This window comes from Ensifer sp. EB106-05-01-XG146 (assembly GCF_058791875.1).
In genome coordinates, this window is record NZ_JBYTDX010000001.1 from 26,060 (window position 1) to 41,905 (window position 15,846).

At 63.7% G+C, this 15,846-nt stretch carries 9 protein-coding genes; 8 read left to right on the forward strand and 1 reads right to left on the reverse strand.

The features are described from left to right. Positions 1-55: 55 nt before the first annotated feature. Together AC3WVQ_RS00155 and olsB are read left to right on the forward strand one after the other, a co-directional pair. Positions 56-2,332: a hybrid sensor histidine kinase/response regulator gene (locus AC3WVQ_RS00155; protein WP_090300943.1), complete on the forward strand. Its 2,277-nt coding sequence runs from the start codon at positions 56-58 to the stop codon at positions 2,330-2,332. 121 nt (positions 2,333-2,453) lie between these two features. Next, positions 2,454-3,344: a l-ornithine N(alpha)-acyltransferase gene (gene olsB / locus AC3WVQ_RS00160; RefSeq protein WP_034797430.1), complete on the forward strand. Its 891-nt coding sequence runs from the start codon at positions 2,454-2,456 to the stop codon at positions 3,342-3,344. 349 nt (positions 3,345-3,693) lie between these two features. On the opposite strand, the gene AC3WVQ_RS00165 is transcribed toward olsB, so the two are convergent. Further along, positions 3,694-5,979 (reverse strand): NADP-dependent malic enzyme, encoded by a 2,286-nt coding sequence (locus AC3WVQ_RS00165; protein WP_060519765.1) that lies wholly within the window; start codon positions 5,977-5,979, stop codon positions 3,694-3,696. Between the two features lie 103 nt (positions 5,980-6,082). On the opposite strand from AC3WVQ_RS00165, the gene mutS reads away from it, so the two are divergent. From mutS to AC3WVQ_RS00195, 6 genes are all read left to right on the forward strand, one after another. Next, a complete protein-coding gene (gene mutS / locus AC3WVQ_RS00170; RefSeq protein WP_090295108.1) occupies positions 6,083-8,836 on the forward strand; it encodes a DNA mismatch repair protein MutS in 2,754 nt (917 codons plus the stop codon). A 234-nt stretch (positions 8,837-9,070) separates the two neighbouring features. Beyond that, positions 9,071-11,914: a [protein-PII] uridylyltransferase gene (locus AC3WVQ_RS00175; RefSeq protein ID WP_090295106.1), complete on the forward strand. Its 2,844-nt coding sequence runs from the start codon at positions 9,071-9,073 to the stop codon at positions 11,912-11,914. Continuing rightward, positions 11,911-13,515 (forward strand): murein biosynthesis integral membrane protein MurJ, encoded by a 1,605-nt coding sequence (murJ, locus tag AC3WVQ_RS00180; RefSeq protein WP_034797419.1) that lies wholly within the window; start codon positions 11,911-11,913, stop codon positions 13,513-13,515. Before AC3WVQ_RS00175 ends, murJ begins: the two co-directional genes overlap by 4 nt. Continuing rightward, positions 13,515-13,907 carry a VOC family protein gene (locus tag AC3WVQ_RS00185; RefSeq protein ID WP_060519771.1) on the forward strand — a complete coding sequence of 131 codons (393 nt, stop codon included), beginning with the start codon at positions 13,515-13,517 and terminating at the stop codon, positions 13,905-13,907. Before murJ ends, AC3WVQ_RS00185 begins: the two co-directional genes overlap by 1 nt. A gap of 111 nt (positions 13,908-14,018) precedes the next feature. Next, a complete protein-coding gene (gene trpS, locus AC3WVQ_RS00190; protein WP_090295104.1) occupies positions 14,019-15,083 on the forward strand; it encodes a tryptophan--tRNA ligase in 1,065 nt (354 codons plus the stop codon). A 166-nt stretch (positions 15,084-15,249) separates the two neighbouring features. Beyond that, positions 15,250-15,741, forward strand: coding sequence for a universal stress protein (locus AC3WVQ_RS00195; RefSeq protein WP_034797413.1), 492 nt, complete (start codon positions 15,250-15,252; stop codon positions 15,739-15,741). Positions 15,742-15,846 lie beyond the last annotated feature (105 nt).

The window sequence follows — 15,846 nt, forward strand, 5'->3', positions numbered from 1 at the left end:
GATTTTATCGAAGCCTTGAAGCCATTCAGAACGCCTGTCGTGTTAGCCGGAACGCATGAGCGAACCGTCACGACTGCTAGAGCGGATCGAAACCGGCTTCGGGAGAGACGCCCGGGCGGGTAAGGCTGCGTCGGTTTCGGCGCTTCCGCTCGATGGGCCGGCGTCCCGTCAGGTGTCGGCGCAGCCGGCTTCCGGCGCGCGCTCTGCGCTTAGTTACGTATCCCTGGCGCTGCTCGGCCTGGTCGCTTCCGGCCTTGTCCTCGTCGTCGGCATGACTGCCGGCTTCCACCTGTTCGCCGCGGCGATTGCCGCGGCCGGCGTGGTCGGTGCGCTTCTGCTCGCCGTCGAAGCCATCCGCGCGTTTGATAGCGTGCCGGTTTCCGATGAGGTGGAGCGGGACCAGGATTGGCACCGCTCCGAAACCTCGGCGTTGCTTTCGACCATTCACGATGCGCTGGGTGACCTTGCGATCATGCGTGGCATGGACGGAAAGATCGTCCACGCCAATGCTGTCTTCCATCAGGTCTGCGGCCGATCGGATGTCCGGGGCATGGCCTGCGGCGCCCTTGGGCTGAGGTTCGAGCCGAAGGCTGCGCCCAATCATTACCTCGTGCGCATCGCCGCGGCCGAAGGCGTCCGCCTTTTCGATTGGCATGACGTGATCGCCCGCGATCCGGCGAGCGGCAAGCTCATGCGTCACAGCATTGCGCGTGATGTCACCGAGGAAGCGCGCGCCGCGCGCGAGCGTGAGGCGGCGCGCCGGCGGGCCGAGGAGGCGAGCCAGGCAAAGTCGCGGCTGCTCGCCACCGTCAGCCACGAGATCCGCACGCCGCTTTCGGGCATTCTCGGCATGAGCCATCTGCTCGGCCAGACCCGCCTGTCGAGCGAGCAGCAGAACTATCTCGCCGGCATGCAGCAATCCGGCCACGCTCTGGTCCAGCTCGTCGAAGACCTGATCGACTTCTCGTCGCTTTCAGCCGGCCGCTTCCAGTTTCGCCCCAGCCGCCAGGATCCGCGCGGCGTGATCGAGAGCGTCGTGGAAATGCTCTCCAATCGCGCCCACGAGAAGGGCATCGAGATCGGCGCCACCGTTTCCGTCGACGTGCCCGCGCTGATGGCTTTCGACGCGGCGCGCCTGCGCCAGGTGCTCTTCAACGTCATCGGCAACGCGGTCAAATTCACGGAAGTCGGTGGCGTCTTCGTCAGCGCCGACACGATCGAGGACTGCGTGCGGATCCGTATCGACGATACGGGGCCGGGCATGTCGCCCGACGACCTGAAGCGCATCTTCGAGGAATTCGAGCAGGCCGGCAACGACGAGCAACGCGCCAAGGGCACAGGGCTCGGCCTCGCGATCTCCAGGCGCATCATGCAGGCCTGCGGCGGCAGTCTCACGGCCGCAAGCGCGCCCGGCCGCGGCAGCCGCTTTGAAATCCGCCTGCCGCTTGCCGAAGTCGAGGCGATTGCGTCGGAGCGCCGCTCCACCCTCGCCGGGTCGCATGTGCTGGTCATGGCTCCCGATGGACCGGCCTCGGCGGCGCTGGCGGCAACCATCGCGACGCTTGGCGGGCGCTGTCATCGCGCAACGACGCTTGCCGCAGCCCAGCATGTTCTTGCCGATGTGCAGGCAGGTGGCGCGCCACTCACCGACGTGATCGTCGACCACCGGCATGCGCAGCAGTACGAGCAGCTCCTCGCACTCCAGCCGGCCATCGGCCGGCTGGAGGTTCGCCGCACCTATCTGATCAATCCGGAGGAGCGCAACAGCCACCCCGTCAACCAGATGGATGGCTACGAGGCCTGGCTGATCCGGCCCTTGCGCGAAAAGTCGCTGATTGAAGTGCTGCTCGGACGCCTGAAGGGCATCGAAAAACGCGACGCGATCAACGACAACAGGCCGGTCCTGCGCGAGGAGCCCGTCGTTGAACCCGTCCGCCGGCCGGGACACGGCATCCTGCTGGCCGAGGACGATCCGATCAATGCGTTGATCATCCGCACGCTGTTGCAGCGTTCGGGACACGCGGTGCAGCTCGTCAGCGACTTCGCGGGGGTCGCCGAGACGCTGCGAGCCCCTGCCGGAAACGCCTTGCCGGCACTTCTGGTCACCGACCTCAATATGCCGGGTGGCGACGGGCTTTCCATGATGCGGCACATCCGTAATGACGAGGCAATACGCTCCTTGCCAAGGTTGCCGGTCATCGTGCTGACTTCCGATATCCGCGAGGATATGCGCGACCACCTGCTTGCCGCCGGCGCCGATGTGGTGTTGGCGAAGCCGGCCGACCCGCAGGTGCTGACTTCGGAGATCGCGCGTCTGCTGCGCAAACGGTAACTCTTGCGATGGTTACGGTATTGATCGGGCGGCGGGGGTTGTACGCAACTTTCATGTCACTATGTTGTTGCAGAAACGTGGTCTAAGCCCCCGCAGACAGATTTGATTCGGGATAACGCGGATGGCCATCGAGCTACTGGATTCAGCGAACGTGGTTGACACTTCTCAGGCTTGCATCGGCACGAAAGCTGCCGTCCCGACGACCGACGTGCTTGGCCGGATCGCCAATCTTGAGACGCGCCTTGCCCGCACGGCATCGGAAATCGATGCTGCCCAGGCCGTGCGCTACAAGGTTTTCGTCGAGGAGATGAAGGCGCAGGTCGGCCCCGAGGCCGATCGGCGCAAGCGCGACGTCGACAGCTGGGACGCGATCTGCGACCACCTGCTGGTTCTCGACACCTCGATCGAAGGCGACGCCGAAGATCAGATCGTCGGGACATACCGGTTGCTGCGCCAGGATGTGGCTGAGCGCTCCGGCGGCTTTTACTCGTCTTCCGAATTCGCGATCGACGCGCTTCTCGCCCGTCATCCGACCAAGCGCTTCATGGAGCTCGGCCGCTCCTGCGTCCTGCCGGACTACCGGACCAAGCGCACGGTCGAACTCCTGTGGCAGGGCAATTGGGCCTATGCGCTCAAATACGGCATGGACGCGATGTTCGGCTGCGGTTCGTTCCCGGGTGTCGTTCCGGCCGAGCATGCGCTGGCGCTGTCCTTCCTGCACCACAACATCCGCGCCCGCGACGACTGGGCCGTCAGCGCACGGCCCGAGCTGCACCGGACGATGGATTTGATGCCGGCCGAGGCGATCAATGCCAAGAAGGCGCTCGCCGCTCTGCCGCCGTTGATCAAGGGCTATATGCGCCTCGGCGCGATGGTCGGCGATGGCGCCGTGGTCGATCATGCGTTCCGCACCACCGACGTTCTGATCGTTTTGCCGATCAGCAATATCTCGGGCCGCTACCTCAACTACTACGGCGCAGATGCCGGACGTTTCGGTGGCGCCGCCTCCTGACCGGGTCCCGGTGAGGTTAACCAATTATTAATGATGGATTTGACTTTCAAGGTCGAAAGAGAGACATGTATTGTCATGTTCTTCTCTAATTTTATGACGAACGAATAGAGAAAATAAATGGAGAAACTGCCGATCTTCCGGGGGTCGACAGGTATAGGGTTCCCAAGACTCCGTCTTTCATTACCTTAAACATAAATGCATTGCCAGTTATTAAGCCCGCCTCCTTTTCGGAGAGCGGGCTTTTCTTCTTTATAGTTGTATCGAATTGCTACCAATCGGGGTCGCGCGTTGACCCGAATGAAGGCGGCTGCACCAAAATGAAGCAGCCGCCGGACCGGCAATGCCGGTCCTACATGCCGGCGTTGTAGGCCGCGATCGCCGCCATGTTGACGATGTCGGAATCCTTGGCCGACATCGAGACGATCTGGATCGACTTGTCGAAGCCGACGAGCAGCGGGCCGATCACCGTCGAGCCGCCGAGTTCCTGCAGCATCTTGGTCGAAATCGATGCCGAGTGGAACGCCGGCATCACGAGCACGTTCGCCGTGCCCGAGAGGCGGCAGAACGGGTATTGCTCCATGACGCGAGCATTGAGCGCCACGTCGGCGGCCATCTCGCCGTCATATTCGAAATCGACGCGGCGCTTGTCGAGGATATTGACCGCTTCGCGCACCCGCTCAGAGCGTTCGCCCTGGGGATGGCCGAAGGTGGAATAGGCAAGCATTGCCACGCGCGGCACGTAGCCAAGCCGCTTGGCGAGGCCGGCTGCTTCCTCGGCGATATCGGCAAGCTCCTCCGAAGAGGGCATGTCGTGAACCGCCGTGTCGGCGACGAGCACCGTGCGGCCGCGGCAGAGCGCGATCGAGACGCCGATGACGCGGTGGCCGGGCTTCGGGTCGATGCAGCGACGCACGTCTTCGAGTGCCGTCGAATAGTTGCGGGTCAGGCCCGTCACCATGCCGTCGGCATCACCGAGCGCCACCATGCAGGCGGCGAAGTGGTTGCGGTCGTTGTTGATCAGGCGCTGGGCGTCGCGGAACAGGAAGCCCTTCCGCTGCAGGCGGGCATAGAGATAGTCCGTATAGGCGCCGACGCGCTTGGAAAGCCGCGCATTGACGATCTGGATGCCGGGGCGGTCGAGGTCGATGCCCTCGCGCTCTGCCGTCTCGCGCATGCGCTCCTCGCGGCCGAGCAGGATGGCGGTGCCAAGCTGCTGGTTGGCATACGCGATTGCAGAACGCATGACCTGCACCTCTTCGCCCTCTGCAAAGACGATGCGCTTCGGCTGGCGCCGGACGCGCTCGTAGATGCGCTGCAGCGTCGAGGCGATCGGGTCGCGGCGGGCGGAGAGTTGGCGGCCATAGGCTTCGAGGTCGGTGATCGGTTTGCGGGCGACGCCGCTTTCCATCGCCGCCTTCGCGACCGCCATCGGGATCGCCGAAATCAGCCGCGGGTCGAAGGGGACCGGGATGATGTATTGCGGACCGAAACGCGGACGGTTGCCCTGGTAGGCTGCGGCGACATCGTCGGGAACGTCTTCCTTGGCAAGGCTCGCCAGCGCTTCAGCCGCTGCGATTTTCATCTCGTCGTTGATGGTCGTCGCGCGCACGTCTAGCGCGCCACGGAAGATATAGGGGAAGCCGAGCACGTTGTTGACCTGGTTCGGATAGTCAGAACGGCCGGTGGCGACGATCGCGTCGTCGCGGATGCGGGCGACTTCTTCCGGCGTGATTTCCGGATCCGGGTTGGCCATGGCGAAGATGATCGGCCGCGGCGCCATCGAGCGCACCATATCTTCCGAAAGGGCGCCCTTGGCCGAGAGGCCGAAGACCACGTCGGCGCCGTCGAGCGCTTCGGCGAGCGTGCGGCGGTCGGTCTTGACCGCATGCGCCGACTTCCACTGGTTCATGCCCTCGGTGCGGCCTTCGAAGATCACGCCCTTGGTGTCGCAGAGGATGATGTTGTCAGAGGCAAAACCCATTGACTTGATGAGCTCGATGCAGGCGATTGCCGCCGCACCCGCACCGTTGCAGACGAGCTTCGTCGTCTTGAAGTCGCGGCCGGTCAAGGCCAGCGCGTTGATGAGGCCTGCTGCGGCGATGATCGCCGTGCCGTGCTGGTCGTCGTGGAACACCGGGATGTCCATGACCTCGCGCAGCTTCTGCTCGATGATGAAACAGTCCGGCGCCTTGATGTCTTCAAGATTGATGCCGCCGAAAGAGGGCCCGAGGAAACGCACGCAGTTGATGAACTCGTCGACGTTTTCGGTATCGACTTCAAGGTCGATGGAATCGACGTCGGCAAAGCGCTTGAACAGCACGGCCTTGCCTTCCATGACAGGCTTTGACGCAAGCGCGCCGAGGTTGCCGAGGCCGAGAATGGCCGTGCCGTTCGAGATCACGGCCACCATGTTGCCGCGCGTCGTGTAGTCATAGGCGGTGTTGGGGTCCTCGGCGATCGCCTTCACGGGGACTGCAACGCCCGGAGAATAGGCAAGCGACAGGTCGCGCTGGGTGGCCATCGCCTTGGTGGGAGAAATCTCCAGCTTTCCGGGACGACCCTGCGAGTGAAAATCGAGCGCTTCCTGCGCGGTGACGCTCGTCATGGTGCGATCGGTCTTGTCGGTGGCCGGCATGTTTCCTCAATCCTCCTGTGGGCGAGCCTTGCGGCGCGCCTCTTTATGGTTGTCGTCTATAATTCCTTGGCGATAGTGTGCCATCTCTTTTTTCGGGACAATCATGAATTTCGTGACAGACTATTCGACCCGCGCGGGGGAGGTTTTATCCGCAGCCGAATTGGCGAGCGAGGAAAGCCGTTCCACGGCGACGCCGATGATGGAACAGTTCATCGAGATCAAGGCGAACAACCCGGATTCGCTGCTGTTCTACCGCATGGGCGACTTCTACGAGCTGTTCTTCCAGGACGCGGTCGAAGCCTCGCGCGCGCTCGGCATCACGCTCACCAAGCGCGGCCAGCACATGGGTCAGGAAATTCCGATGTGTGGCGTGCCGGTACATGCGGCCGACGATTACCTGCAGAAACTGATCGGTCTCGGCTTTCGCGTCGCCGTCTGCGAGCAGGTGGAAGACCCGGCGGAAGCGAAGAAGCGCGGCAGCAAGTCGGTGGTGCGCCGCGACGTCGTGCGCTTGGTCACTCCGGGCACGATCACCGAAGAGAAACTGCTTTCGCCGTCCGAGACCAACTATCTGATGGCGCTGGCGCGCATCAAGAGCGGGTCCGAGCCTGCCTACGCGCTCGCCTGGATCGACATTTCGACCGGCATCTTCCGCCTCGCCGAGACAGCCGAGAGCCGGCTGCTTGCGGACATCCTGCGTATCGAGCCGCGCGAACTGATCCTTGCAGACACCGTGTTTCACGACCCGGAACTAAGGCCCGTCTTCGACGTGCTCGGCCGCGTTGCCGTGCCGCAGCCGGCGGTCTTGTTCGACAGCGCCACGGCGGAAGGGCGCATCAGCCGCTACTTCGGCGTCAAGACGCTTGATGGCTTCGGCACGTTTTCCCGTGCGGAACTCGCAGCCGCTTCCGCGGCGATCTCCTATGTCGAGAAGACCCAGCTTGCCGAACGCCCGGCACTCGGCACGCCGGAGCGCGAAAGTGCCGCCTCGACCTTGTTCATCGATCCGGCGACCCGCGGCAATCTCGAACTGGTGAAGACGCTGTCCGGCGCGCGCGAGGGCACGCTGCTGAAGGCGCTCGACCGCACGGTGACAAGCGGCGGCGCCCGCCTTCTTGCCGAGCGGCTGATGTCGCCGCTGACCGACCCGGACCGTATCAATGAGCGTCTCGATTCCATCGAGATCCTGGCGGACCAGCCGTCCTTTGCCGGCGACCTGCGCGATGCGCTACGTCGCGCGCCGGATATGCCGCGCGCCCTGTCGCGGCTGGCGCTCGGCCGTGGTGGCCCCCGCGATCTCGGCGCAATTCAGGCCGGCTTGCATGCGTCCGCGTCCATTTCACGGCTGATGGCCGCAGGAACGCTCTCGGACGAACTGAAGGAGGCGCGCGCCGCAATCGATGCGCTTCCCGCAGGCCTGCTCGGCCTGCTCGATGCGACGCTTGGCGACGAGCTGCCGCTTCTGAAGCGCGACGGCGGTTTCGTCTGCGAAGGCGCCAATGCCGAGCTCGATGAGGTCCGGGGCCTGCGCGACCAGTCGCGCCGGGTGATCGCCGGGCTGCAGCTGCAATATTCCGAAGAGACCGGCATCAAGTCGCTGAAGATCAAGCACAACAACGTGCTCGGCTACTTCATCGAGGTGACGGCGGGCAATGCCGGCTCGATGACCGACACCGACGCCGGTCGCGCCCGTTTCATCCATCGCCAAACGATGGCGAACGCGATGCGCTTCACCACGACGGAACTGGCCGAGCTTGAAAGCAAGATCGCCAACGCCGCCGACCGGGCGCTGTCGATCGAACTTGAAGCCTTCGACCGGATGACGGCAGAAGTCGTCGCTGCTGCCGAGACGTTGAAGGCGGCGGCACTGGCTCTTGCGACCGTCGACGTCTCCGTCGGTCTCGCGGTGCTTGCCGAAGAACAGGCCTATGCCCGCCCCACCGTTGACCGCTCGCGCATGTTTGCCATCGACGGCGGCCGCCATCCGGTGGTCGAGCAGGCGCTGAAGCGCCAGGCATCAAATGCCTTCGTCGCCAATGGCTGCGATCTCTCTCCGCCCGAGGGCGAAGAGGGCGGTGCGATCTGGCTGCTCACCGGTCCCAACATGGGCGGTAAATCGACCTTCCTGCGCCAGAACGCGCTGATCGCGATCATGGCGCAGATGGGCAACTTCGTGCCTGCCGCGAGCGCCCATATCGGCATCGTCGACCGGCTCTTCTCCCGCGTCGGCGCCTCCGACGATCTGGCGCGCGGTCGCTCGACCTTCATGGTCGAGATGGTCGAGACCGCGGCGATCCTCAACCAGGCGACCGACCGCTCGCTGGTGATCCTCGACGAGATCGGTCGTGGCACCGCCACCTTCGACGGCCTGTCAATCGCCTGGGCGGCAGTCGAGCACCTGCATGAGGCGAACCGCTGCCGCGGCCTCTTTGCCACCCACTTCCATGAACTGACCGTGCTCTCGGAAAAACTCGGCCGTCTCTCGAACGCGACGATGCGCGTCAAGGAATGGCACGGCGATGTGATCTTCCTGCATGAGGTCGGTCCGGGCGCCGCCGACCGCTCCTATGGCATTCAGGTCGCGCGTCTCGCTGGCCTGCCGGCCTCGGTCGTGGCTCGCGCCAAGGACGTGCTCGCCAAGCTCGAGGACGCCGATCGCAAGAACCCGGCGAGCCAACTGATCGACGATCTGCCGCTGTTCCAGGTGGCGATCCGTCGTGAAGAGGTGAAGCCCGCCGGAAACTCCAAGATCGACGAGGCGCTGAAGGCGCTGAACCCCGACGACATGACGCCGCGCGAGGCGCTCGATGCGCTCTATGCGCTGAAGAAGGAACTGAGCGCCGCCAAGGCGGGATGAAGAAAATGCGTGCGGTTTTCCGCCCGCATCCCGCCAACCGTTGCCTAAGCGGCGCTGCGCCTTTTTCCTGTGCAAGCCGTCTGTAAAAAGGCTATACAGCGCCGCACGCTTTTGCGGGCGCGGCGCTCGAATTGTTGTGTGGTCTTTATTCGGCCTCGGTCGCAAGGATCATGCAGGAGCGCTTGACAGCGAACGACCACGCAACCAGTCGGACAGGACGCCCCTCGGCACTTCATGGGCAGACACGAAACCTTCTTTCCCGAAATCCTCGACGTCGCAGCGCTCCGGGCAAAATGCGACTTCATCGCCTCGGCCCACGCCGAACAGCGCGACCCGATGCGTCAGGCATTGCTGGCGGCTTTCAAGCAGGCAAATGTCGCCGGCCGGGCGAAGGCCCGCGAGCTGTTCAACGCCGATGGTGCCGGCATTCTCTGCGCCGAACGCATTTCCTGGCTGCAGGATCAACTGATCACAGTGCTGCATGATTTCGTGCTGAACGAGATCTTCGACGCCGCCAATGCGCCGCCCGCGTCCCGGATCGCCGTGACGGCGGTCGGCGGCTATGGCCGCGGCACGCTGGCGCCGGGTTCAGACATCGATCTTCTTTTCCTGCTGCCGGTCAAGAAGGCGGTCTGGGCCGAGCCGGCGATCGAGTTCATGCTCTATATCCTCTGGGATCTGGGCTTCAAGGTCGGCCACGCCACCCGCACCATCGACGAGTGCATCCGGCTATCGCGCGCCGACATGACGATCCGCACGGCCATCCTCGAGACGCGCTATATCTGTGGCTCCGAGACATTGTGCGCCGAGCTTGAAACGCGCTTCGATCATGAGATCGTGCGCAACACCGGCCCGGATTTCATCGCCGCCAAGCTTGCCGAACGCGACGAGCGCCACCGCAAGGCCGGCGACACGCGCTACCTCGTCGAGCCCAACGTCAAGGAAGGCAAGGGCGGGCTTCGCGACCTGCACACGCTGTTCTGGATCGCCAAGTACTTCTACCGGCTGAAGGACACCGCCGACCTCGTCAAGCTCGGCGTGCTTTCGCGGCAGGAGTACCAGCTCTTCCAGAAGGCCGAGGACTTCCTCTGGGCGGTGCGCTGCCACATGCATTTCCTCACCGGAAAATCCGAGGAACGGCTCTCTTTCGACATCCAGCGCGAGATCGCCGAGGCACTCGGCTATCACGACCATCCGGGCCTTTCGGCCGTCGAACGCTTCATGAAGCACTTCTTCCTGGTGGCAAAGGACGTCGGCGATCTCACCCGTATCTTCTGCGCAGCACTCGAAGACCAGCAGGCCAAGGACGCGCCCGGCATTTCCGGGCTCATCGGCCGCTTCACCCATCGTAGCCGCAAGATTGCCGGCACGCTCGATTTCGTCGACGATGGCGGTCGCATTGCGCTTGCAAGCCCCGACGTCTTCAAGCGCGATCCGGTCAATCTGCTGCGCTTCTTCCACATCGCCGATATCAACGGGCTGGAATTCCATCCGGCGGCACTGCGCCAGGTCACGCGGTCGCTGAGCCTGATCAAGCCGGCGCTGCGCGAAAACGAGGAGGCGAACCGCCTCTTCCTGTCGATCCTCACGTCCCGCCGCAAGCCGGAGCTGATCCTCCGGCGCATGAACGAAGCCGGCGTGCTCGGCCGCTTCATTCCGGATTTCGGCAAGATCGTCTCGATGATGCAGTTCAACATGTATCATCACTATACGGTCGACGAGCATCTGCTGCGCACCGTCGACGTGCTGTCGCGCATCGAAGGTGGCATCGAGGAGGAGGCCCATCCGCTCGTCGCCAAGCTGATGCCGGGGATCGAGGAGCGCGAGGCGCTCTATGTCGCCGTGCTGCTGCACGACATCGCCAAGGGCCGGCCGGAGGATCACTCGACCGCCGGCGCCAAGGTGGCACGCAAGCTCTGCCCGCGCTTCGGGCTGTCGCCGAAACAGACCGAACTCGTCGCTTGGCTGATCGAGGAGCATCTGCTGATGTCGATGGTCGCCCAGACCCGCGACCTCAACGACCGCAAGACGATCGTCGACTTTGCCGAGCGGGTACAGTCGCTTGATCGGTTGAAGATGCTGCTCGTCCTGACCGTCTGCGATATCCGCGCCGTCGGCCCGGGTGTCTGGAACGGCTGGAAGGGACAGCTTCTGCGCACGCTCTACTACGAGACCGAGCTGTTGTTGTCGGGCGGCTTCTCCGAGCTGTCGCGCAAGGAGCGTGCGGCCCATGCCGCTGTCATGCTCGGCGAGGCCTTGACGGACTGGTCCGAGAAGGAGCGCGAGGATTACGTGCGCCTGCACTACCAGCCCTATCTCCTGACGGTGGCGCTGGAGGACCAGATCCGGCATGCGCGCTTCATTCGCGAGGCGGATGCCGCCGGCAAGGCGCTGGCGACGATGGTGCGCACCCACCAGTTCCACGCGATCACCGAAATCACCGTGCTTTCGCCGGACCATCCGCGGCTTCTGACGGTGATTGCCGGTGCCTGTGCGGCCGCCGGCGCAAACATCGTCGACGCGCAGATCTTCACGACCTCGGATGGCCGTGCGCTCGATACCATTCTCGTCAACCGCGAGTTCGCTGTCGACGAGGACGAGATGCGCCGGGCAGCGAGCATCGGCAAGCTGATCGAGGACGTGCTTTCGGGCCGCAAGCGGTTGCCGGAAGTCATCGCCAGCCGCACCAAGGTGAAGAAGCGCACCAAGGCTTTCACGGTGACGCCGGAAGTGACGATCAGCAACACGCTGTCGAACAAGTTCACCGTGATCGAAGTCGAAGGCCTCGACCGTCCGGGCCTCTTGTCCGAGATCACCGCGGTGCTGTCCGATCTTTCACTCGACATCGCCTCGGCCCACATCACCACCTTCGGTGAAAAGGTGATCGACACCTTCTACGTCACCGATCTCGTCGGCCAGAAGGTGACGAGTGAAAACCGTCAGATGAACATTGCCGCCCGCCTCAAGGCCGTCATGGCCGGGGAGGGGGACGAGGCGCGCGACCGCATGCCCTCGGGCATCATCGCGCCGCCCCCGGGCGTTTCCTCCGCTCACAGAACGACAAAAGCCGAAACATGAGTCTGGTCAAGAAATTTGCAACCGTCGGCGGCGCGACACTCGGAAGCCGCCTGTTCGGCTTCATCCGCGAAACCTTCATGGCGGCAGCGCTTGGCACCGGCCCGGTTGCCGACGCCTTCAACACCGCCTTCCGTCTGCCCAACACCTTCCGCCGGCTGTTTGCCGAGGGCGCCTTCAATTCCGCTTTCGTGCCGCTCTTTGCCCGGGAAATCGAGGCGAACGGCATGGATGGCGCGCGGCGTTTCTCCGAGGAGGTCTTTGGCGTCCTCTTCACCGTGCTGCTGTTCCTGACGATCGCGATGGAACTGACGATGCCCTTCATCGTCAGCAACCTGATCGCGCCCGGCTTTGCCGACGACCCGGAAAAACTCGGAAGCACCATCGTCTTTGCGGCGATCATGTTCCCCTATCTCGCCTGTATGTCGCTGGCTGCGATGATGGCGGGCATGCTGAATTCGCTGCACCGCTATTTCGCGGCGGCGATCGCGCCGGTCTTCCTCAATTTCATCCTCATCGGCGTGCTCGGCTATGCCTGGTATGCGGGCCAGGATCCGATCGCGGTCGGCTACGGCCTTTCCTGGGGCGTCATGGCCGCCGGTCTCGTCCAGCTCGCAATCGTCTGGATCGCCGTGCGCGATGCCGGCATCAAGATCGGCCTTCGTCGCCCGAAGATGACCGCCAACGTGAAGCGCCTGCTCGTACTGGCGCTGCCGGCGGCGATCACCGGCGGCATCACCCAGATCAACCTCCTGATCAACACCAACATTGCGTCTGCCCAGGAAGGTGCGGTGTCGTCGCTCGTCTATGCCGACCGTATCTATCAGCTTCCGCTCGGCGTCGTCGGCATTGCCGTCGCAACCGTGCTTCTGCCGGAACTCGCCCGCGCGCTGCGTTCGGGCAATGTCAACGAGGCCTCGAACCTGCAGAACCGCTCGGTCGAGTTCACGCTGTTCCTGACGCTGCCGGCCGCCGCCGCTTTGCTCGTCATGTCCGAGCCGATCGTCCGGTTGCTGTTCGAGCGCGGCAAGTTCTCGCCGGAATCGACCATCATCGTCGGTCATATCCTGGCAATTTACGGCCTCGGCCTGCCGGCTTTCGTGCTGATCAAGGCCTTCATTCCCGGCTTTTTCGCGCGCGAGGACACGCGCACGCCGATGATCTTCGCCGCGATTTCCGTCGTCGTGAACGTGTCCCTGGCGCTCACCCTGTTTCCACGGCTTGGCGCGAGCGGCATCGCCACCGCCGAGATCGTTGCCGGCTGGGTGAATGCCGTGCTGCTTTTCGCAACGCTTGTCTGGCGCGGCCATTGGGGCAGGGACATCCCGCTTCTGACCCGTATCCCGCGTCTCGTCCTCGCGGCGGCGGGTATGGCGGCGGCGCTGTATTACGCTGTCGGCTGGTTCGCTTTCGAACTGTCCTCTGCCGCGTCCCTGCTGACGCGGGCAACGACGCTGACGGGCCTGGTCGCAGTCGCCATGGTGATCTACTTCGGGCTCGCCTTCGGCCTCGGCGGCGCGAGCCTCGGCATGATCCGCCGCAACATCAAGCGGGGCGCGAAAGCGCCTGCGGAGCCTGCAGCAACGCCGGAGGCGGGTGACTGATGCGCCAGACGATCGCACGCATTGCCCTGGTCGTGCCGGATTATGACGCCGGCATCGCCTTCTATTGCGGCAAGCTCGGTTTTGATCTCGTGGAGGACACCGTTCTCGACGCCACCAAGCGCTGGGTCGTCGTCCGTCCCAAGGGGGCCGTCGAAACGGCGCTGCTGCTTGCCAAGGCTGACGGCGAGCGCCAGCAGGCGGCGGTCGGCAACCAGACCGGCGGTCGGGTCGGGTTCTTCCTGTTCACCGACGATTTTGCCCGAGACCATGCGGCGATGCTGGCCGCAGGCGTCGTCTTCCTGGAGGCGCCGCGCCATGAGCCCTATGGCACCGTAGCCGTGTTCAGCGACCCGTTCGGCAACCATTGGGATCTCTTGCAACCGGCGGCGTGAACCTACAGGACTCGACCTCTTGATTGCCTCCCGCCACCCGTGCATAAGCCATGCCGTTAGCAACATGGGCCAGCCGGCCCTGGGGCCCTCCACCAGCCTATTGAGGACGACATGAACGAATTCAAGCCGCTCGTATTCTCCGGCGTTCAGCCGACGGGCAATCTCCATCTCGGCAATTATCTCGGCGCGATCCGCAAGTTCGTGGCGCTGCAGGAAAACAACGATTGCATCTATTGCGTCGTCGACCTGCACTCGATCACCGCGCAGCTCGTACATGAGGACCTGAAGGGGCAGATCCGCTCGATCGCCGCAGCCTTCATCGCTTCGGGCATCGATCCGAACAAGCATATTGTCTTCAACCAGTCGGCCGTGCCGCAGCACGCGGAACTCGCCTGGATCTTCAACTGCGTCGCCCGCATCGGCTGGATGAACCGCATGACGCAGTTCAAGGACAAGGCCGGCAAGGACCGCGAGAATGCGTCGCTCGGCCTGCTGGCTTATCCGAGCCTGATGGCGGCTGACATTCTCGTCTATCGCGCCACCCATGTTCCCGTCGGCGACGACCAGAAGCAGCACCTGGAGCTGACGCGTGATATCGCCCAGAAGTTCAACATCGACTTCATGGAGCATATTCGCAGCGCTGGTTACGGTGTCGACATGGTCGTCGGCGAAGAGCCGATCCATGCCTACTTCCCGCCGGTCGAGCCGCTGATCGGTGGCGCTACGCCGCGCGTCATGTCGCTGCGTGACGGCACCAAGAAGATGTCGAAGTCGGATCCCTCCGATCTCTCGCGCGTCAACCTGATGGACGACGCAGAGACGATCTCGAAGAAGATCCGCAAGGCCAAGACCGATCCGGACGCGCTTCCGAGCGAAGTGGACGGTCTGAAGGGCCGTCCCGAGGCGGACAACCTCGTCGGTATCTACGCGGCGCTGTCGGACAAGACCAAGGAGCAGGTGCTCGCCGAATTCGGTGGGCAGCAGTTCTCGGTCTTCAAGCCGGCGCTGGTCGACCTTGCGGTCGAGATTCTCTCGCCGATCACGGCCGAGATGCGCCGCCTGATGGGCGACACCGCCCATATCGACGCGATCCTTAGGGATGGCGGCGAGCGGGCGCGGGCGCGGGCAGAAAAGACGATGCGCGAAGTGCGCGAAATCATAGGCTTCCTGCAGTAAATTGATTGGGTCCGGGGCACTCCCGGACCCTGTTTCATTTTCATGGTCGGCCTTCGCTAGCCGAAGTGAACCTCGACCGGAAAGCCTCGGGCACTTTTCCGTGTCCTCGTCCGAAACGCAAAAATCAGACCTTGCGGCGGCTCGCGCGGGATGTATTGTTCACCCTATGGTCTCGACCCGACTCTCTCGACTTGAAGGACATCGCCGCAAATTCATGGCGGTGATAGACGATACCCCGGAATGCGGGCGCGCCGTGCACTATGCGGGCATGCGCGCCAAGAATTCCAATGGTGGCCTCGTCCTGCTCTATGTGATCGCCGACGGCGACTTCCAGCAATGGCTGGGGGTCGAGGAAATCATGCGTGCGGAAGCACGCGAGGAGGCCGAGGCGACGCTCGCCAAGGTGTCCCAATCGGTCCGCGAGCGGATCGGCATCGAGCCCGAGGTCGTCATCCGCGAGGGCACGGCCACGGAGCAGATCCACGCGGCGATCGAAGAAGATCGCGACATCGCCATTCTGGTTCTCGCGGCCGGCTCGGCGAAAGAAGGCCCCGGTCCGCTGGTGTCGTCCATTGCCGGCAAGGCCGCGGCCTTTCCGATCCCCGTCACGGTCATCCCGGATGCCTTGACGGATGAGGAGATCGACGCGCTCAGCTGACCTGCGTCGCTATGTGCTCTTGCGACCAGACGGCCATGCTCCTATATTCTTTTGAATTATTCTAAAAAGCTGGGCGGATGCCGCTCCGGCGAAACGGAGACAGAC

Bases quoted from the DNA above. Each gene is read 5' to 3' on its own strand.
- AC3WVQ_RS00155 (WP_090300943.1), top strand. From the start codon at position 56: ATGAGCGAACCGTCACGACTGCTAGAGCGGATCGAAACCGGCTTCGGG.
- olsB (WP_034797430.1), top strand. From the start codon at position 2,454: ATGGCCATCGAGCTACTGGATTCAGCGAACGTGGTTGACACTTCTCAG.
- AC3WVQ_RS00165 (WP_060519765.1), bottom strand. From the start codon at position 5,979: ATGCCGGCCACCGACAAGACCGATCGCACCATGACGAGCGTCACCGCG.
- mutS (WP_090295108.1), top strand. From the start codon at position 6,083: ATGAATTTCGTGACAGACTATTCGACCCGCGCGGGGGAGGTTTTATCC.
- AC3WVQ_RS00175 (WP_090295106.1), top strand. From the start codon at position 9,071: ATGGGCAGACACGAAACCTTCTTTCCCGAAATCCTCGACGTCGCAGCG.
- murJ (WP_034797419.1), top strand. From the start codon at position 11,911: ATGAGTCTGGTCAAGAAATTTGCAACCGTCGGCGGCGCGACACTCGGA.
- AC3WVQ_RS00185 (WP_060519771.1), top strand. From the start codon at position 13,515: ATGCGCCAGACGATCGCACGCATTGCCCTGGTCGTGCCGGATTATGAC.
- trpS (WP_090295104.1), top strand. From the start codon at position 14,019: ATGAACGAATTCAAGCCGCTCGTATTCTCCGGCGTTCAGCCGACGGGC.
- AC3WVQ_RS00195 (WP_034797413.1), top strand. From the start codon at position 15,250: ATGGTCTCGACCCGACTCTCTCGACTTGAAGGACATCGCCGCAAATTC.